General features: G+C 73.9%; 16 protein-coding genes. 11 read left to right on the forward strand and 5 right to left on the reverse strand.

Going from position 1 to position 14307, the window contains the following annotated elements:
• Nucleotides 1-3: 3 nt before the first annotated feature.
• Entirely contained in the window at nt 4-228 is a 225-nt protein-coding gene (locus MMF93_RS19905) for a hypothetical protein (protein WP_114023682.1), read from the reverse strand.
• 94 nt (nt 229-322) lie between these two features.
• Nucleotides 323-1219: a hypothetical protein gene (locus MMF93_RS19910; protein ID WP_242753422.1), complete on the reverse strand. Its 897-nt coding sequence runs from the start codon at nt 1217-1219 to the stop codon at nt 323-325.
• Nucleotides 1220-1296: 77 nt separating this feature from the next.
• Here MMF93_RS19910 and MMF93_RS19915 point away from each other — a divergent pair, with 77 nt between their 5' ends.
• From MMF93_RS19915 to glmM, 4 genes are all read left to right on the forward strand, one after another.
• Entirely contained in the window at nt 1297-2916 is a 1620-nt protein-coding gene (locus MMF93_RS19915; RefSeq protein ID WP_242753424.1) for an ABC-F family ATP-binding cassette domain-containing protein, read from the forward strand.
• A gap of 246 nt (nt 2917-3162) precedes the next feature.
• Nucleotides 3163-3606: a 50S ribosomal protein L13 gene (gene rplM / locus MMF93_RS19920; RefSeq protein WP_242753426.1), complete on the forward strand. Its 444-nt coding sequence runs from the start codon at nt 3163-3165 to the stop codon at nt 3604-3606.
• A gap of 42 nt (nt 3607-3648) precedes the next feature.
• The gene (gene rpsI, locus MMF93_RS19925; protein ID WP_114015389.1) at nt 3649-4152 is read left to right on the forward strand and encodes a 30S ribosomal protein S9; all 504 of its coding nucleotides are present in this window, start codon (nt 3649-3651) and stop codon (nt 4150-4152) included.
• Nucleotides 4153-4458: 306 nt separating this feature from the next.
• On the forward strand, nt 4459-5838 hold the full coding sequence (gene glmM / locus MMF93_RS19930) for a phosphoglucosamine mutase (protein WP_242753428.1): 1380 nt from the start codon (nt 4459-4461) through the stop codon (nt 5836-5838).
• 30 nt (nt 5839-5868) lie between these two features.
• Here the strand turns inward: glmM and coaA are convergent, their stop codons facing one another.
• Nucleotides 5869-6861, reverse strand: a complete 993-nt coding sequence (coaA, locus tag MMF93_RS19935) for a type I pantothenate kinase (RefSeq protein WP_242753430.1) — start codon at nt 6859-6861, stop codon at nt 5869-5871.
• A gap of 151 nt (nt 6862-7012) precedes the next feature.
• Here coaA and MMF93_RS19940 point away from each other — a divergent pair, with 151 nt between their 5' ends.
• The 3 genes from MMF93_RS19940 (at nt 7013) to MMF93_RS19950 (ending at nt 9347) form a co-directional block, all read left to right on the forward strand.
• Nucleotides 7013-7258, forward strand: coding sequence for a hypothetical protein (locus MMF93_RS19940; RefSeq protein WP_242753432.1), 246 nt, complete (start codon nt 7013-7015; stop codon nt 7256-7258).
• A gap of 154 nt (nt 7259-7412) precedes the next feature.
• Nucleotides 7413-7835: a holo-ACP synthase gene (locus tag MMF93_RS19945; RefSeq protein WP_242753434.1), complete on the forward strand. Its 423-nt coding sequence runs from the start codon at nt 7413-7415 to the stop codon at nt 7833-7835.
• Nucleotides 7836-7856: 21 nt separating this feature from the next.
• On the forward strand, nt 7857-9347 hold the full coding sequence (locus MMF93_RS19950) for an NAD(P)H-hydrate dehydratase (protein ID WP_242753436.1): 1491 nt from the start codon (nt 7857-7859) through the stop codon (nt 9345-9347).
• A 29-nt stretch (nt 9348-9376) separates the two neighbouring features.
• Here the strand turns inward: MMF93_RS19950 and MMF93_RS19955 are convergent, their stop codons facing one another.
• Entirely contained in the window at nt 9377-9913 is a 537-nt protein-coding gene (locus MMF93_RS19955) for a GNAT family N-acetyltransferase (protein WP_242753438.1), read from the reverse strand.
• A 238-nt stretch (nt 9914-10151) separates the two neighbouring features.
• On the opposite strand from MMF93_RS19955, the gene alr reads away from it, so the two are divergent.
• From alr to MMF93_RS19975, 4 genes are all read left to right on the forward strand, one after another.
• Nucleotides 10152-11279, forward strand: a complete 1128-nt coding sequence (gene alr, locus MMF93_RS19960) for an alanine racemase (protein ID WP_242757667.1) — start codon at nt 10152-10154, stop codon at nt 11277-11279.
• Between the two features lie 63 nt (nt 11280-11342).
• Complete coding sequence (locus MMF93_RS19965; protein ID WP_242753440.1) at nt 11343-12713, forward strand: alpha/beta fold hydrolase; 1371 nt, start codon at nt 11343-11345, stop codon at nt 12711-12713.
• A complete protein-coding gene (gene tsaE, locus MMF93_RS19970; protein ID WP_242753444.1) occupies nt 12643-13269 on the forward strand; it encodes a tRNA (adenosine(37)-N6)-threonylcarbamoyltransferase complex ATPase subunit type 1 TsaE in 627 nt (208 codons plus the stop codon). Before MMF93_RS19965 ends, tsaE begins: the two co-directional genes overlap by 71 nt.
• A 128-nt stretch (nt 13270-13397) precedes the next feature.
• Nucleotides 13398-13592, forward strand: a complete 195-nt coding sequence (locus MMF93_RS19975; protein ID WP_242753445.1) for a hypothetical protein — start codon at nt 13398-13400, stop codon at nt 13590-13592.
• Nucleotides 13593-13708: 116 nt separating this feature from the next.
• On the opposite strand, the gene MMF93_RS19980 is transcribed toward MMF93_RS19975, so the two are convergent.
• Entirely contained in the window at nt 13709-14293 is a 585-nt protein-coding gene (locus tag MMF93_RS19980; protein WP_242753449.1) for a L,D-transpeptidase, read from the reverse strand.
• Nucleotides 14294-14307: the final 14 nt, after the last annotated feature.

Below are 14307 nucleotides of genomic sequence, written 5' to 3' on the forward strand. Positions count from 1 at the left end.
GGTTCATGGCTCCAGTGGGTCGCGCCACGCGCTGACGTCGACCTGGCGGGTGCCGCGCGACTCGATCACCAGGACGGTCGTGCCGGTGGGCAGCGGCTCGGGCGACCAGGCCAGGAACGTCTCGGACCCGCCCCTGACGCTCACCAGCACCTCGCCGGGGCCCGCCGCGCCCCTGGTGCCGATGACGAGCACGCCGAAGCAGCCGATGACGGCCTCGTCGGACTGCACCGATTCCCCCTTCGGGCCCGCGGGGGCCACCCGTCCTTCGGGCCCGCGGGGGCCACCAGTCCCTCGGGCCCGGCGGGCCCACCAGTCCTTCGGGTCAGTCGGGCTCGGGAGCCTGCGCGGCGTCCGAGGACTGGCTGCGGCCGCGCTCCAGGATGCGCGCGTAGGCGTAGTTGGAGCCGTCGAGGGCGGCCTGCTGGGCCTCCTTGTCGCCGGCGCCCGACGCCTTCCCGTTGGTGCGTCCTGCGATGGTGAAGTAGGCGTAGCGGCCCAGGGAGTTGGCCGTGGTGCGGCAGGTGACGGTACGGCAGAAGTCGGGAACGCCGCCGCCGGGCAGCGCCACGAGGTTGGGCTGGTAGTCCTTCTTGACCTGCGCGGCCGTTTTGGTGTCCGCGAAGACCGCGATGCCGACCGTGACGGCGAGCCCGTCGTGGGTGTAGGTGGCCCGGTAGAGGGTGTCGCACTTGTTGCGGGTCAGCACGGGGCCCAGGCCCGAGTGCGCCGCGTCGGCGCAGTTCTCGCTGGTGGAGGTCTTGGCCAGCTCGTAGGGGTGGCCGTTGACGGTCACCTTCTTGTTCGGGTAGAGCGTGTCGGCGGACAGCGGCGCCTTGTCCCGCTTGGCGTCGGAGATGAAGTCCTTGGGCGGCGGTGGGGGCGGCGGCTCGTTCTTGAAGGTGGGCTCGGGCTCCTTGTCGTCGCTCGGGATGCTCGACGAGGGGGGCAGTGAGTCCGACGGCTTGTCGGAGGCGCCCTGCGAGCCGCCTTCGTTGACGACGGCCACCGCGACGATGCCCGCGACGGCGGCGGTCGCCAGCGCGCCGCCGCCCGCCAGCAGCCAGCGGCGTCGCCGGGTGCGCCGGCGTTCTGCCTCGTCGGCGAGTTCCGCCCAGTCGGGTGTCGGTGTGGAGCCGCCGGCGTTCCAGCCGGGGCCGCCGGGACCGCCGGGTCCGCCCCCCTGGGACCCCCACTGGGGTCCCCCCTGCCCAAAGCTCATGTCCGCATCTTATGGCGCCGCGCCTGTTGCCCGATATTCGCTTGGTGTGGGCGTCGTCAGACCGTGACAATCGCCGCATGGGACATGTCGAGGCCGCGCACCTTGCCTTCTATCTGCCCGACGGCAGGGCGTTGTTCGACGACGCGTCGCTGCGCGTGGGTGAGGGTGCCTCGGTGGCGCTGGTGGGGGCGAACGGGGCGGGTAAGACGACGCTGTTGCGGCTGATCGCGGGCGAGCTGAAGCCGGACGCGGGGACGGTCACCGTCAGCGGCGGGCTCGGCGTGATGCCGCAGTTCGTGGGGAGCGTGCGGGATGAGTCGAGTGTCCGGGACCTGCTCGTCTCGGTGGCGCATCCGCGGATCCGTACGGCGGCCAAGGCGGTGGACGAGGCGGAGTACGCGGTGATGACCGTCGACGACGAGGCGGCGCAGCTGCGGTACGCGCAGGCCCTCGCCGACTGGGCCGAGGTGCGCGGCTACGAGGCCGAGACGCTGTGGGACATGTGCACCGTCGCCGCGCTGGGCGTGCCGTACGAGAAGGCGCAGTGGCGCCAGGTGCGCACACTCTCGGGCGGTGAGCAGAAGAGGCTGGTGCTGGAGTCGCTGCTGCGCGGCACGGATGAGGTGCTGCTGCTGGACGAGCCGGACAACTATCTCGACGTCCCCGGCAAGCGCTGGCTGGAGGAGCGGCTGCGCGAGACGAAGAAGACGGTGCTGTTCATCTCCCATGACCGGGAGCTGCTGGCGCGCGCCGCCGACCGTGTGGTGGCGGTCGAGCCGGGTGCGGCGGGCAGCGACGTGTGGGTGCACGGCGGTGGCTTCGCGACGTTCCACGCGGCGCGCAAGGAGCGGTTCGCGCGGTTCGAGGAGCTGCGGCGGCGCTGGGACGAGGAGCACGCCAAGCTCAGGCGGCTGGTCACCATGTACAAGCAGAAGGCCGCCTTCAACTCGGACATGGCCTCCAGGTTGCAGGCGGCCCGCACGCGGTTGCAGAAGTTCGAGGAGGCGGGGCCGCCGCTGGAGCCGCCGCGCGAGCAGGACATCCGCATGCGGCTGCGCGGCGGCAGGACGGGCGTGCGGGCGATCACCTGTGCGGGCCTGGAGCTGACGGGGCTGATGCGCCCCTTCGACCTGGAGGTCTTCTACGGGGAGCGGGTCGGCGTGCTCGGCTCGAACGGCTCGGGCAAGTCGCACTTCCTGCGGCTGCTGGCGGGCGGGGAGGTCGGCCACACGGGCAACTGGAAGCTGGGCGCCCGTGTCGTCCCGGGCCACTTCGCCCAGACCCACTCCCATCCGGAACTGGCGGACCGCACCCTCCTGGACATTCTGTGGAAGGAGCACGCCCACGACCGCGGCGCGGCGATGTCCGCGCTGCGCCGCTACGAGCTGACCCGGCAGGCGGAGCTGACCTTCGGGCGCCTCTCCGGCGGCCAGCAGGCCCGCTTCCAGATCCTGCTGCTGGAGCTGGCCGGCGCCACGGCGCTGCTTTTGGACGAGCCGACGGACAACCTGGACCTGGAGTCCGCCGAGGCACTCCAGGAGGGGCTGGAAACGTTCGAGGGTACCGTCCTGGCGGTCACCCACGACCGCTGGTTCGCCCGCTCCTTCGACCGCTTCCTGATCTTCGGCGCGGACGGCCGGGTGCGGGAGACGCCGGATCCCGTGTGGGACGAGGGCAGGGTGGCGCGGGCGCGGTGAGGGGGGTGCCGGCAGGTGGTCGAACCGGGGTGGTTTTGACCCGTACAGGGGAGGGTCGGTATTCTGCTGGATCGTTGTGTGTATTGGCTTGCCTGTTCTCACGTGGGGGGTCTTTACACCCGGCCTACCGGTCGATGACCAGCGATCACCTGCGGATGCGTCACCGTGCGTGGTCTCGCCTGTCGTGATCTGCCTGGTTGGCCCGCTGTCAGGACCCAATCATTGAGAGAAGCGAAGGCTACGACCGTGCGTACGTACAGCCCCAAGCCCGGCGACATCCAGCGCCAGTGGCACGTGATCGACGCCCAGGACGTCGTCCTCGGCCGTCTGGCCTCCCAGGCCGCCACTCTCCTGCGCGGTAAGCACAAGCCCACCTACGCGCCCCACGTCGACACCGGTGACTTCGTCGTCATCGTCAACGCCGACAAGGTGCACCTGTCGGGCAACAAGCGGACCCAGAAGATGGCCTACCGGCACTCCGGTTACCCGGGTGGTCTGCGCTCCGTCCGCTACGACGAGCTGCTGGACAAGAACCCGGAGAAGGCGGTGGAGAAGGCCGTCAAGGGCATGCTCCCCAAGAACGCTCTGGGCCGTCAGATGCTCTCGAAGCTGAAGGTCTACGCGGGCGAGCAGCACCCCCACGGTGCGCAGCAGCCCGTGCCGTTCGAGATCAGCCAGGTCGCGCAGTAAGTCCGGCCACCCCCTAAGACTGAAGAAAAGCTGAGGAGAATCGTGGCCGAGACCACCGCCGAGACCCCCGTCGAGGGCGTCGAGGAGTACACGACCGAGACCCCTGAGGCCCCGCAGGAGTACACCTCCGAGTCCATGGCCTCCCGGTTCGGCGACCCGCAGCCGGCCGCCGGCACCGGCCGCCGGAAGAACGCCATCGCCCGTGTCCGCATCATCCCGGGCTCGGGCCAGTGGAAGATCAACGGTCGCACCCTGGAGGGGTACTTCCCCAACAAGGTGCACCAGCAGGAAGTCAACGAGCCCTTCAAGGTTCTGGAGCTCGACGACCGCTACGACGTCGTCGCCCGCATCTCCGGCGGCGGCATCTCGGGTCAGGCCGGCGCCCTGCGCCTGGGCGTGGCCCGCGCGCTGAACGAGGCGGACGCGGACAACAACCGCGGCCCGCTGAAGAAGGCCGGGTTCCTCACGCGTGACGCCCGTGCGGTCGAGCGCAAGAAGGCCGGTCTCAAGAAGGCCCGCAAGGGCACGCAGTACAGCAAGCGCTGAGGCAGCGCTCGCTGGAGCTGGAGCGTTTCCGGATGCCCCGTCGGCACCCCACACCGGTGCCGACGGGGCATCCGTCGTATCGGGTGCCATCAGGGCATCCGTTCTCTCGCCGGGGTCGGGACCGGCATCCCCTCATCGGGGGCGTGCGGGCGCACGGACGGGCGTGTGCGCGTTCGGGCATCCGGGCCGCCCTGCGGGCCCCCGTGGCGGTGCCCGCGCCGTCACGCTGACAACGGGGCGTATATCTGGTGTGCCGGGCTTCCCACGCCCGCCCGGTGAACGCCCGGAGAACTCGGAGGAACGACAGTGGCACGACTCTTCGGAACCGACGGTGTACGCGGTGTCGCGAACGCGGGGCTGACGGCCGAGCTGGCGCTCGGGCTGTCCGTCGCGGCGGCCCACGTGCTGACCGAGGCGAAGGCGGGGGCGAGCGCCGAGGCGGCGCGGGACACCACCCGTCCGGTGGCCGTCGTCGGACGGGATCCGCGTGCCTCGGGCGAGTTCCTGGAGGCCGCCGTCGTGGCCGGGCTGGCCAGCGCGGGGGTGGACGTGCTGCGCGTCGGCGTGCTGCCCACCCCGGCCGTCGCCTATCTGACCGGTTCCCTCGGCGCCGACCTGGGCGTGATGCTCTCGGCCAGCCACAATCCGATGCCCGACAACGGCATCAAGTTCTTCGCCCGCGGCGGCCACAAGCTGGCCGACGAGCTGGAGGACCGCATCGAGGCCCTCTACCGCGAGCACGCGGGCGGCCAGGCGTGGGAGCGTCCTCTCGGTGCGGGCGTCGGCCGGGTCAGGGACTACGACGAGGGTTTCGACAACTACGTCGCCCACCTCGTCGGTGTGCTGCCCAACCGGCTGGACGGGCTGAAGGTCGTCATCGACGGGGCGCACGGCGCCGCGGCGCGGGTGTCCCCCGAGGCGTTCGCGCGGGCCGGAGCCGACGTGGTGACCATCGGCACCGACCCCGACGGGCTCAACATCAACGACGATTGCGGCTCCACCCACCTCGACGGGCTGCGCGACGCGGTCGTGCGCAGCGGCGCCGACCTCGGGGTGGCGCACGACGGCGACGCGGACCGCTGTCTGGCCGTCGACGCCGAGGGGCACGAGGTGGACGGGGACCAGATCCTCGCGGTGCTGGCTTTGGCCATGAAGGAGGCCGGGCAGCTGCGCAAGGACACCGTCGTGGCCACGGTGATGTCCAACCTCGGCTTCAAGCTGGCCATGGAGCGCGAGGGCATCGAGCTGGCCCGCACGGCGGTGGGCGACCGCTACGTGCTGGAGGAGATGAAGCACGGCGGGTTCTCGCTGGGCGGCGAGCAGTCCGGGCACGTGATCGTCCTCGACCACGCGACCACGGGTGACGGCACGCTCACCGGGCTCATGCTGGCCGCCCGCGTGGCGGCGACGGGCCGCTCGCTCGCCGAGCTGGCCGGGGTCATGGAGCGGCTGCCGCAGGTGCTGGTGAACGTGTCCGACGTGGACAAGTCGCGGGTCGAGTCCGCCTCCGAGCTGGTGTCCTCCGTCGCCGAGGCGGAGCGGGAGCTGGGGGAGACCGGGCGGGTGCTGCTGCGCCCCTCGGGGACCGAACCGCTGGTGCGGGTGATGGTGGAGGCCGCCGACATCGAGCACGCGCGGGCGGTGGCCGGGCGGCTCGCCGACGTGGTCAAGCGCGCGCTGGGCTGAGGCCCCGGGGAAGACCGCGGGGCGCGGCCCTCACAGCTTGCGCAGGGACAGCCTCTCCACCGTGTGGTCGGGGCCCTTGTGCAGCTGGAGGGTCGCTCGGCCGCGGGTGGGGGCTATGTTCTCGCGGAGGTTGGGTTCGTTGACGGTGCGCCAGGTGGTGCGGGCGTAGTCGAGGGCCTCTTCCTCGCTGACGCCGGTGTAGGTGTGGAAGTACGAGCGCGGGTTCTGGAAGGCCGTCTGGCGCAGCTCGCGGAAGCGGTGCAGGTACCACCGCTCGATGTCCGCGGTGCGCGCGTCCACGTACACGGAGAAGTCGAAGTAGTCGGCGACGGCCACCCGGGTGCGGTGGTCCTTGCCGGGCAGCGCGGGTTGGAGGACGTTGAGGCCCTCGACGATCAGGATGTCGGGGCGGCGCACGGTCAGGTGCTCGCCGGGGACGATGTCGTAGACCAGGTGGGAGTAGACGGGGGCCGTCACCTCGGGTTTGCCGGCCTTGACGTCGGCCACGAAGCGGGTGAGGGCGCGGCGGTCGTAGGACTCGGGGAAGCCCTTGCGGGACATCAGGCCGCGTCGTTCCAGTTCGGCCTTGGGCAGCAGGAAGCCGTCCGTGGTCACGCGTTCGACGCGCGGCGCTTCCGGTCGCGGGTGCCCCTCGGCCTCGGGCTGGGGGCGGGCGAGCAGCGCTTGCAGGAGCCGCGAGACGGTGGACTTGCCGACGGCGACGCTGCCGGCGACCCCGATGACGAAGGGGGTGCCGCGCTGCGGCGGGCTGCCGGGGGAGCGGGGGTCGGTGAGGAAGGTGTTGAGCGCTTCGCGCAGCCCGTGCGTGGCCTCGACGTACAGGTGCAGCAGCCGGGCCAGCGGCAGGTAGATGTCCCGCACCTCGTCGAGGTCGATGACGTCGCCGAGTCCGCGCAGGGCCTCGACCTCGGCGGCGGTCAGCGGGAGGGGGGTGCGCTCGCGCAGGGCGCTCCAGTCCGCGCGGCTGAGGTCGACGTACGGCTTCGTGGACACGTCCGCCATTCTGCGGGGTCGCCGCCGGGTGCTCACCCGCGGGGCGGCCCGGCCGAAGACGGCGGCCGCGCGCGTGCCTGACCTGCCCGGATGGCAGCGCGATCGGATGAGAGGCCCGCAGAAGGTGTACGTGGGGTGGAATTGCCGCTATGTTCCGCTCATGTCACGCCCCCTGAGTCGCATACGTCGCCCCCGCATCCGGCGCGCCGCCCGCACCGACCAGCTGTCCGGCTTCGCCGGGCACGTCTACAGCGACCTCGCCGACGGCCTGCCCGACGAGGACCTGACGGAGGACCTGACCGACTCGCTGGAGCTGTACGTGATGGGCAGCAAACCGCGCTGCGAGGAGTCGGAGTATCTGGAGCTGATGGAGGACGCCATAGAGCGCATGGCCCGCGCCCAGTGACCGCGTCCCGCGCGGGGGCCTGAGCCGCGGGTGGGTGCCGCGGCGTCCGGGCGCGCTGCGCGTACCCTCGCCCCGACGGCGGTGTGCCGTGGCACGGGCCTCCTGAACGAGGCGACGAGGCGACGAGGCGACGAGGCGCGGGAGTGAGGCAGCGGTGATCATCGGGGTGGGAATCGACGTCGCGGAGATCGACCGCTTCGCCGCCGCGCTGGAGCGCACCCCCACCATGGCGGACCGGCTCTTCGTCGGGCGCGAGCTGTGGCTGCCCAGCGGTCAGCGGCGCGGTACGGCCTCGCTGGCCGCCAGGTTCGCCGCCAAGGAGGCGTTGGCCAAGGCGCTGGGGGCGCCCGGCGGATTGCGGTGGACGGACGCCGAAGTGTGCGCCGCCGCGACGGGGCAGCCGTATCTGCGGGTGTGCGGAACGGTCGCCGAGCGCGCCGCCGAGCTGGGCGTCAGCAGCTGGCACGTGTCCCTCTCGCACGACGCGGGGGTCGCCTCGGCCGTCGTCGTCGCCGAGGGCGACCCGGCCGCGGCCCGTCCTCGGCGCGACCAGGGCCCTGGGAACGCGGCCGGTTGAGGCAGAGGTCACACTGGGGGCATGAGGACTGGTTACGGCGTGGAGACCGTGCGCGCCGCCGAGCGGGAGCTGATGGCGGCGCTGCCCGACGGGGCGCTGATGCGGCGGGCCGCGGCCGGTCTCGCCGCGGCGTGCGCGGGGCTGCTGGGGCGGGTCTACGGCGCACGCGTGGTGCTCCTGGTGGGCAGCGGCGACAACGGCGGTGACGCCCTGTACGCGGGCGCCAGGCTGGCGCGGCGGGGCGCCGGAGTGACTGCCGTACTGCTGTCGCCCGAGCGCGCGCACGAGGGTGGGCTGGCGGCGTTGCGGGCCGCCTCGGGGCGCACGGTGGTGGCACCGGGCGCGGTGGTCGAGGGCACCGCCGCACCGCTCGTCGCCCTCCTCGCCCGGGCCGACCTGGTGGTCGACGGCATCGTCGGCATCGGCGGCAGGGGAGGACTGCGGCCCGCGGCCGTGGAGCTGGCCGACGCGGTACGGGAGGCCGGGGTGCCCCTCGTCGCGGTCGACCTGCCCAGCGGGGTGGACGCCGACACCGGCGAGGTCGCCGGCGCGGCCGTGGACGCCGCCGCCACGGTCACCTTCGGCGCGTACAAGCCGGGACTGCTCGTCGACCCGGCGCGGGAGCGCGCCGGTGCCGTCCGGCTGATCGACATCGGCCTCGGCCCCCACCTGCCTCCCGTCGCGGACGTCGAGGCGCTCCAGCACGCGGACGTGGCCGCGCTGCTGCCGCACCCCACGGCGGAGACCGACAAGTACCGGCGCGGCGTCGTGGGTGTCGTCGCCGGCTCGGCGCGCTACCCGGGCGCCGCCGTACTGGCCGTCGCGGGCGCCCTGCGCAGCGGCGCCGGAGCCGTGCGCTACGTGGGGCCCGGCCAGGACGCGGTCCTCGCGCGCTTCCCCGAGACGCTGGTCTCCGAGGGGCCGCCGCAGCACGCGGGCCGCGTCCAGGCGTGGGCGATCGGCCCGGGCCTGGGCGACGAACCGGCCTCGCGGCGCGCCGTCGAAGAGGTGCTCGCCCACGACGTGCCCGTCCTCGTGGACGCGGACGGGCTGCGGCTGATGGACGTGGAGACCGTCCGCGCCCGCACGGCGCCCACGCTGCTGACCCCGCACGCGGGCGAGGCCTCCGCGCTGCTGGGCGTCGCACGCGAGCAGGTCGAGGCCGGACGGCTGGCAGCCGCGCGGGACCTGGCGGCGCACACGGGCGCGACCGTGCTGCTCAAGGGCTCCACGACGCTGATCGCCGCGCCCCCCGACGGCTCCACGGGCCAGGCGCCCCCCGTCCGGGTGAACGCCACGGGGACGAGCCGGCTGGCCACCGCGGGCAGCGGCGACGTGCTGACCGGCCTCGCGGGGGGCCTGCTGGCCACCGGGCTGACCGCCCGCGACGCGGCGTCCGTCGCCGCCTACGTGCACGGCCTCGCCGGCCGCCTCGCCCCCGACCCGCCCTCCGCCACGGACGTCGCCGACGCGCTGCCGCCCGCGTGGCAGGACGTCCTGCGGGCGGGATAGCGCCGGCCCGCGCCCCCGGCTGCGCCGGCCTACTCGGGTGAGGCCGCCTGCTCGGGTATGTGTCCGAGCTTGCGCCGCAGCGGCTTGCCGAACCAGTGGTCGGCGTACGGGGAGTCGTTGAACGGCTCGATCTCCTCGTACCCCAGCCGCGCGTACAGCCGCCTGGCCTCCGTGAGGTCGCGCCGGGTGTCCAGCCGTACCGCCCGTGCGCCCATGCCGAGCGCCGCGTTCTCGGCGGCGGCGACCAGCAGGGCGCCCAGGCCGCCGCGGCGGGTGTGCGGGGCCACCCAGAAGCGGCGTATCTCCGCGGTGTGCTCCGAGACCAGGGCCACGGCTATGCACCCGGCGACGGTGCCGTCCTTGTCCGCGCGGGCCAGCAGGAACCGTCCGCGCGGCGGAACCAGGTCGTCGACGGGGTGCTCCGCGACGGCCGAGTCGACCTCAGGACCGGTCGCGGGGCGCCCGTAGTAGCGGCTCGCCATCTCGGTGGTGTAGGTCACGAGCGCTTCGACGGCGTCCGGACTGGTAACGGATTCGGGTCCGATCGTCCATGTCACGCCCACCATTGTCGGCGGGCGGTCAACGGCTCCGGCGTCCTGTGGCCGGGGGAGCCGGCGGGACGGGAACGGCGGGCGGACCTGCGACACTGAAGCGGTGAACGACGTCCGACAGGCCCACGAGCACGCGCGCGCCTCCGCTCCCTCCGGCGCGGGTGCCGCCGTCGCGGCCGGGACGCCGCACGTCGCCTCCGCGCGGGGCACGACCTGGCAGGAGGAGCCCGGGGACGCGCAGGAGGGGGCCCGGGTGCGGGCGCGGGCCGAGATCGACCTGGCGGCTGTCCGGGACAACGTGCGCACGCTGCGCGGGTACGCGCCGCACGCCGAGCTGATGGCGGTCGTCAAAGCGGACGGGTACGGGCACGGTGCGCAGGCCTGCGCGCGGGCCGCGCGCCAGGCGGGAGCCACCTGGATCGGCACCGCCACCCCCCAGGAGGCCTTCGCGCTGCGGGACGCCGGTGACCGTGGCCGCCTCATGTGCTGGCTGTGGACCCCCGGCGGGCCCTGGCAGGAGGCCCTCAGCCGGGACATCGACGTCTCCGCGAGCGGCACCTGGGCGCTCACCGAGATCGTCGCCGCCGCCCGCGCGAGCGGACGCACGGCCCGCGTGCACCTGAAAGCCGACACCGGCCTGGGGCGCGGCGGCTGCCAGCCCGCCGACTGGCCCCAACTGGTGGCGGCGGCCCGGGCGGCCGAGGCGGAGGGCGCCGTGAAGGTGACGGGCATCTGGTCGCACTTCGCCTGTGCCGACGAACCGGGTCACCCCGCCAACGCCGCGCAGCTCGCCGCCTTCCACACGGCGCTGTCCGTCGCGGAGCGGGCCGGGCTCGACCCTGAGGTGCGCCACCACGCGAACTCGCCGGCGACGCTCACGCTCCCCTCCTCGCACTTCGACCTGGTGCGCCCCGGTGTCTCCGTCTACGGCCTCTCGCCGTCCCCCGAGGTCGGCACCGCCGAGTCCCTCGGTCTGCGTCCGGCCATGACGCTCAGCGCCTCGCTCGCGCTCGTCAAGCGGGTGCCGGGCGGACACGGCATCAGTTACGGGCACACCTACACCACAGCGGGCGAGACGACGCTGGGCCTCGTCCCGCTCGGTTACGGCGACGGCCTTCCCCGGCACGCCTCCGGCGGCGGACCCGTACTGGTGGCGGGCGCGTGGCGCACGGTGACCGGGCGCCTCGCCATGGACCAGTTCGTCGTCGACCTGGGCGGTGACTCCGCCTCGGCGGGCGACCGCGCCGTCCTCTTCGGCCCCGGCGACCAGGGCGAGCCGACGGCGGAGGACTGGGCGCGCGCTGCGGGCACCATCTCCTACGAGATCGTCACCCGGATCAGCGCCCGCGTGCCGCGGGTATACGCCAACCAGGACGTGTGAGCAGGGCGGGTCACCACCCTGGGTGACCGGGGCGTACGCGCACGGACGAGAGACGGGGCGGTCATGGGCGAGGACGGCGGGGCGCGGTCGGCGGTGCACGCGGCCGACGCGACGGGGGCCGTGGCCGCGGCCCGGCAGGCGTGGCGCACGGCGGAAGCCGCCGCGTCGGGTGCGCGCCCGCACCCCGGCGCGCCGCCCGTACCACCGGCAACAGGGGGCACGGGCCGGCCGCGCGGGGTGGGGCTGGCCGGCGCCGCCCTCGGGATCGCGGCCGCCGGTGTCGCCCTCGAACGCCTCACCGTGCACCGCGCCGTCCGCCGCAGGGCACGGCTCGCGCTCGACGCCGCCGCCCCCTACGGCTCGCTGCGCGGCACCCCGGGCAGCGTCAGCGCCGAGGACGGCACGGAGCTGTACTACGAGACGGACGAGCCGGATGCTTCTCCGCAGGACCAGGACCAGGACCAGGACCAGGACCAGGACCAGGACCAGGACCAGGACCCGCCGCCCGGGCCCTCGCCGGATCCGCCGCCGGTGACCGTGGTCTTCTCGCACGGCTACTGCCTGGGCCAGGACGTGTGGCACTTCCAGCGGGCCGCGCTGCGCGGGAAGGTGCGGTGCGTCTACTGGGACCAGCGCAGCCACGGGCGTTCGGCGCGCGCGCCGGTGGGGGAGCGGGTCTCCATCGATCTGCTGGGGCGCGACCTGAAGGCCGTCCTCGACGCCGCCGCGCCGGAGGGGCCCCTGGTGCTGGTCGGGCACTCGATGGGCGGGATGACGTTGATGGCGCTCGCCGAGCAGTACCCGCGCTTCGTCGCCGAGCGGGTCGCGGGCGTCGCGCTCCTGGGCACCAGCGCCGGCGGCCTCGCCGAGGTGACCTACGGGCTCCCCGCGGCCGGAGCGCGCGCGGTCAGACGGGTGGTGCCCGGGGTGCTGCGGGCGCTGGCGGCGCGTTCCGAGCTGGTGGAGCGGGGGCGCCGGGCGAGCGCGGACCTGTTCGCCGGGCTGGTGAAGCGGTACTCCTTCGGCAGCCCCAGGGAGGTCGACGCGGGCGTGGCCAGGTTCGCGGAGCGGCTGATCGAGTCGGTGCCGGTGGACGTGGTCGCGGACTTCTACCCCGCCTTCGCCGAGCACGAGAAGACGGCGGCGCTGGCGGCCTTCGGCACGGCGTCGGGCCCGCAGACGCTGGTGATGGCCGGGGACCGCGATCTGATGACCCCGAGTGAGCACAGCGAACGCATCGCGGCGGCTCTGCCGCGCGCCGCTTTCGTGCTCCTGGAGGCGACGGGGCACCTGCTCATGCTGGAGCGCCCCGAGGAGGTCAACGGCCACCTGGCCCGGTTGCTGGCGCGTACCATCCGGACGCATGGAAGCACCGCACCACCAGCATCCCGCCCCGGCCCCGCAGGCCCCGCACGGCGACGACCGCGCCCCTGAGACCCCCGCGCACGGCGGTACGCGGCAGGAGGTCACCGTCACCGTGCCGACCGCGGAGGGCATGCGCGCCCTCGGCGTACGTCTCGCGGGGCTGCTGCGCGCCGGCGACCTCGTCATGCTCACGGGTGAACTCGGCGCGGGCAAGACGACGTTGACCCGGGGCTTGGGCGAGGGCCTGGGGGTGCGCGGCGCCGTGACGTCGCCCACGTTCGTCATCGCCCGCGTCCACCCGTCGCTGACGGACGGGCCGCCCCTCGTCCACGTCGACGCCTACCGGCTCGGCGGCGGGCTGGAGGAGATGGAGGACCTGGACCTCGACGTCTCGCTGCCCGAGTCGGTGGTCGTCGTCGAGTGGGGCGAGGGCAAGGTCGAGGAGCTGACCGAGGACCGGCTGCGGGTCCTCATCTCCCGCACGATCGGAGCTGAGGCAGGGGCCGCCGAGGACGCGAGGGCGGCTGCCGGGGACGAGGCAGGGGCCGCCGAGGACGTGCGGACCGTCACGCTCGTCGGGGTGGGGGAGCGCTGGGCCGGGGAGGACCTGGCGTCCTCGGTCTGAGCGGGCCGCCTATCCCGACAGGGTGTCGGCAAGATGTTGCGCGGTCGGTACAGGGCATGGTCCCATGGGAGGTGAGAGCACGGTTAGGTATGCCTAAGTGCCACCGTGCTGATGCCCCTGGAGGAGCCATGACCGCACAGAATCCCGGGCACCAGCCGGAGCGGGACGACGCGGTGCCCGCCGAAGCGACCGCGCCGGTGCCCGGCACTCCGCCCATGAGCGAGCTGCTCGCGTCCTGCGCCGCGGCGGCCGCCGTCTCCAGCCCCCCGCCGCAGGCCGCTTCCGGCGGCGAAGCCGAGGCGGCCGCCCCGCACCGGAGCTGACGCCCGGAGCTGTCACCTGGAGCTGCCACCGGGCCCGGAGGGCGTCGGCACGTCGGCTCGGGTCAGCGCACCACGACGGTCAGCGCACCGCGACGGTCAGCTCACCACGACGACGGTCAGCTCACCACGACGACGCGGGTGCCGATGGGCGCGTGCAGCCACAGCGCCTCGCCGTCCGCGCGCTTCTCGCGGATGCCGCCCGTCTTGCGCGAGGTGTCAGGGTCGGGGGTGGAACCGTCGAGCGCGGCGCTGAAGCCGATGGTGACGCCGTCGACACTGGCGAACCTGACGACGTTCTCCACGGGCACCCCGTCGGAGCCCTTCACATGCGAGGAACGCGAGGTCACCTCGTAGGTGCCCGGCCGCGGGCTGACCGAGCTGGGCGCCACCTCGAAGGTGCGGGTGGCCTTGCCGTCCTTGCCGACCAGCCACACCCGCTGCCGTTCCAGCGCGTAGACGACGCGCAGACCCTCGCCGGAACGGGGCGGCAGCGCCGTCTCCTTCTTGGAGGGGGCGTGGCCCTTCGCGTCGTCGCCGCCGTCGTCACCGGGGGACGGCTTGGCCGTCTTCGCGGCGGACGGCCTCTCGGCGCGGTCCTGGGCGGCCGAGGCCTGGTAGGCGAAGAACCCGATCACGGCCAGGGCCGCTGCGGTCAGCCCGGCCACGACCACTCCCGCGCTGCCGCCGCTGCTGCGTGCCACCGTGTGCCGCCACC

It is taken from the genome of Streptomyces tubbatahanensis (assembly GCF_022699385.1).
Lineage (GTDB): Bacteria > Actinomycetota > Actinomycetes > Streptomycetales > Streptomycetaceae > Streptomyces > Streptomyces diacarni.

What these genes read in the sequence shown, in the direction of transcription:
- MMF93_RS19910 (WP_242753422.1), bottom strand. Translation starts at nt 1,219, where the DNA reads ATGAGCTTTGGGCAGGGGGGACCCCAGTGGGGGTCCCAGGGGGGCGGA.
- MMF93_RS19915 (WP_242753424.1), top strand. Translation starts at nt 1,297, where the DNA reads ATGGGACATGTCGAGGCCGCGCACCTTGCCTTCTATCTGCCCGACGGC.
- coaA (WP_242753430.1), bottom strand. Translation starts at nt 6,861, where the DNA reads ATGGCGGACGTGTCCACGAAGCCGTACGTCGACCTCAGCCGCGCGGAC.
- MMF93_RS19940 (WP_242753432.1), top strand. Translation starts at nt 7,013, where the DNA reads ATGTCACGCCCCCTGAGTCGCATACGTCGCCCCCGCATCCGGCGCGCC.
- MMF93_RS19950 (WP_242753436.1), top strand. Translation starts at nt 7,857, where the DNA reads ATGAGGACTGGTTACGGCGTGGAGACCGTGCGCGCCGCCGAGCGGGAG.
- MMF93_RS19955 (WP_242753438.1), bottom strand. Translation starts at nt 9,913, where the DNA reads ATGGTGGGCGTGACATGGACGATCGGACCCGAATCCGTTACCAGTCCG.
- MMF93_RS19965 (WP_242753440.1), top strand. Translation starts at nt 11,343, where the DNA reads ATGGGCGAGGACGGCGGGGCGCGGTCGGCGGTGCACGCGGCCGACGCG.
- tsaE (WP_242753444.1), top strand. Translation starts at nt 12,643, where the DNA reads ATGGAAGCACCGCACCACCAGCATCCCGCCCCGGCCCCGCAGGCCCCG.
- MMF93_RS19975 (WP_242753445.1), top strand. Translation starts at nt 13,398, where the DNA reads ATGACCGCACAGAATCCCGGGCACCAGCCGGAGCGGGACGACGCGGTG.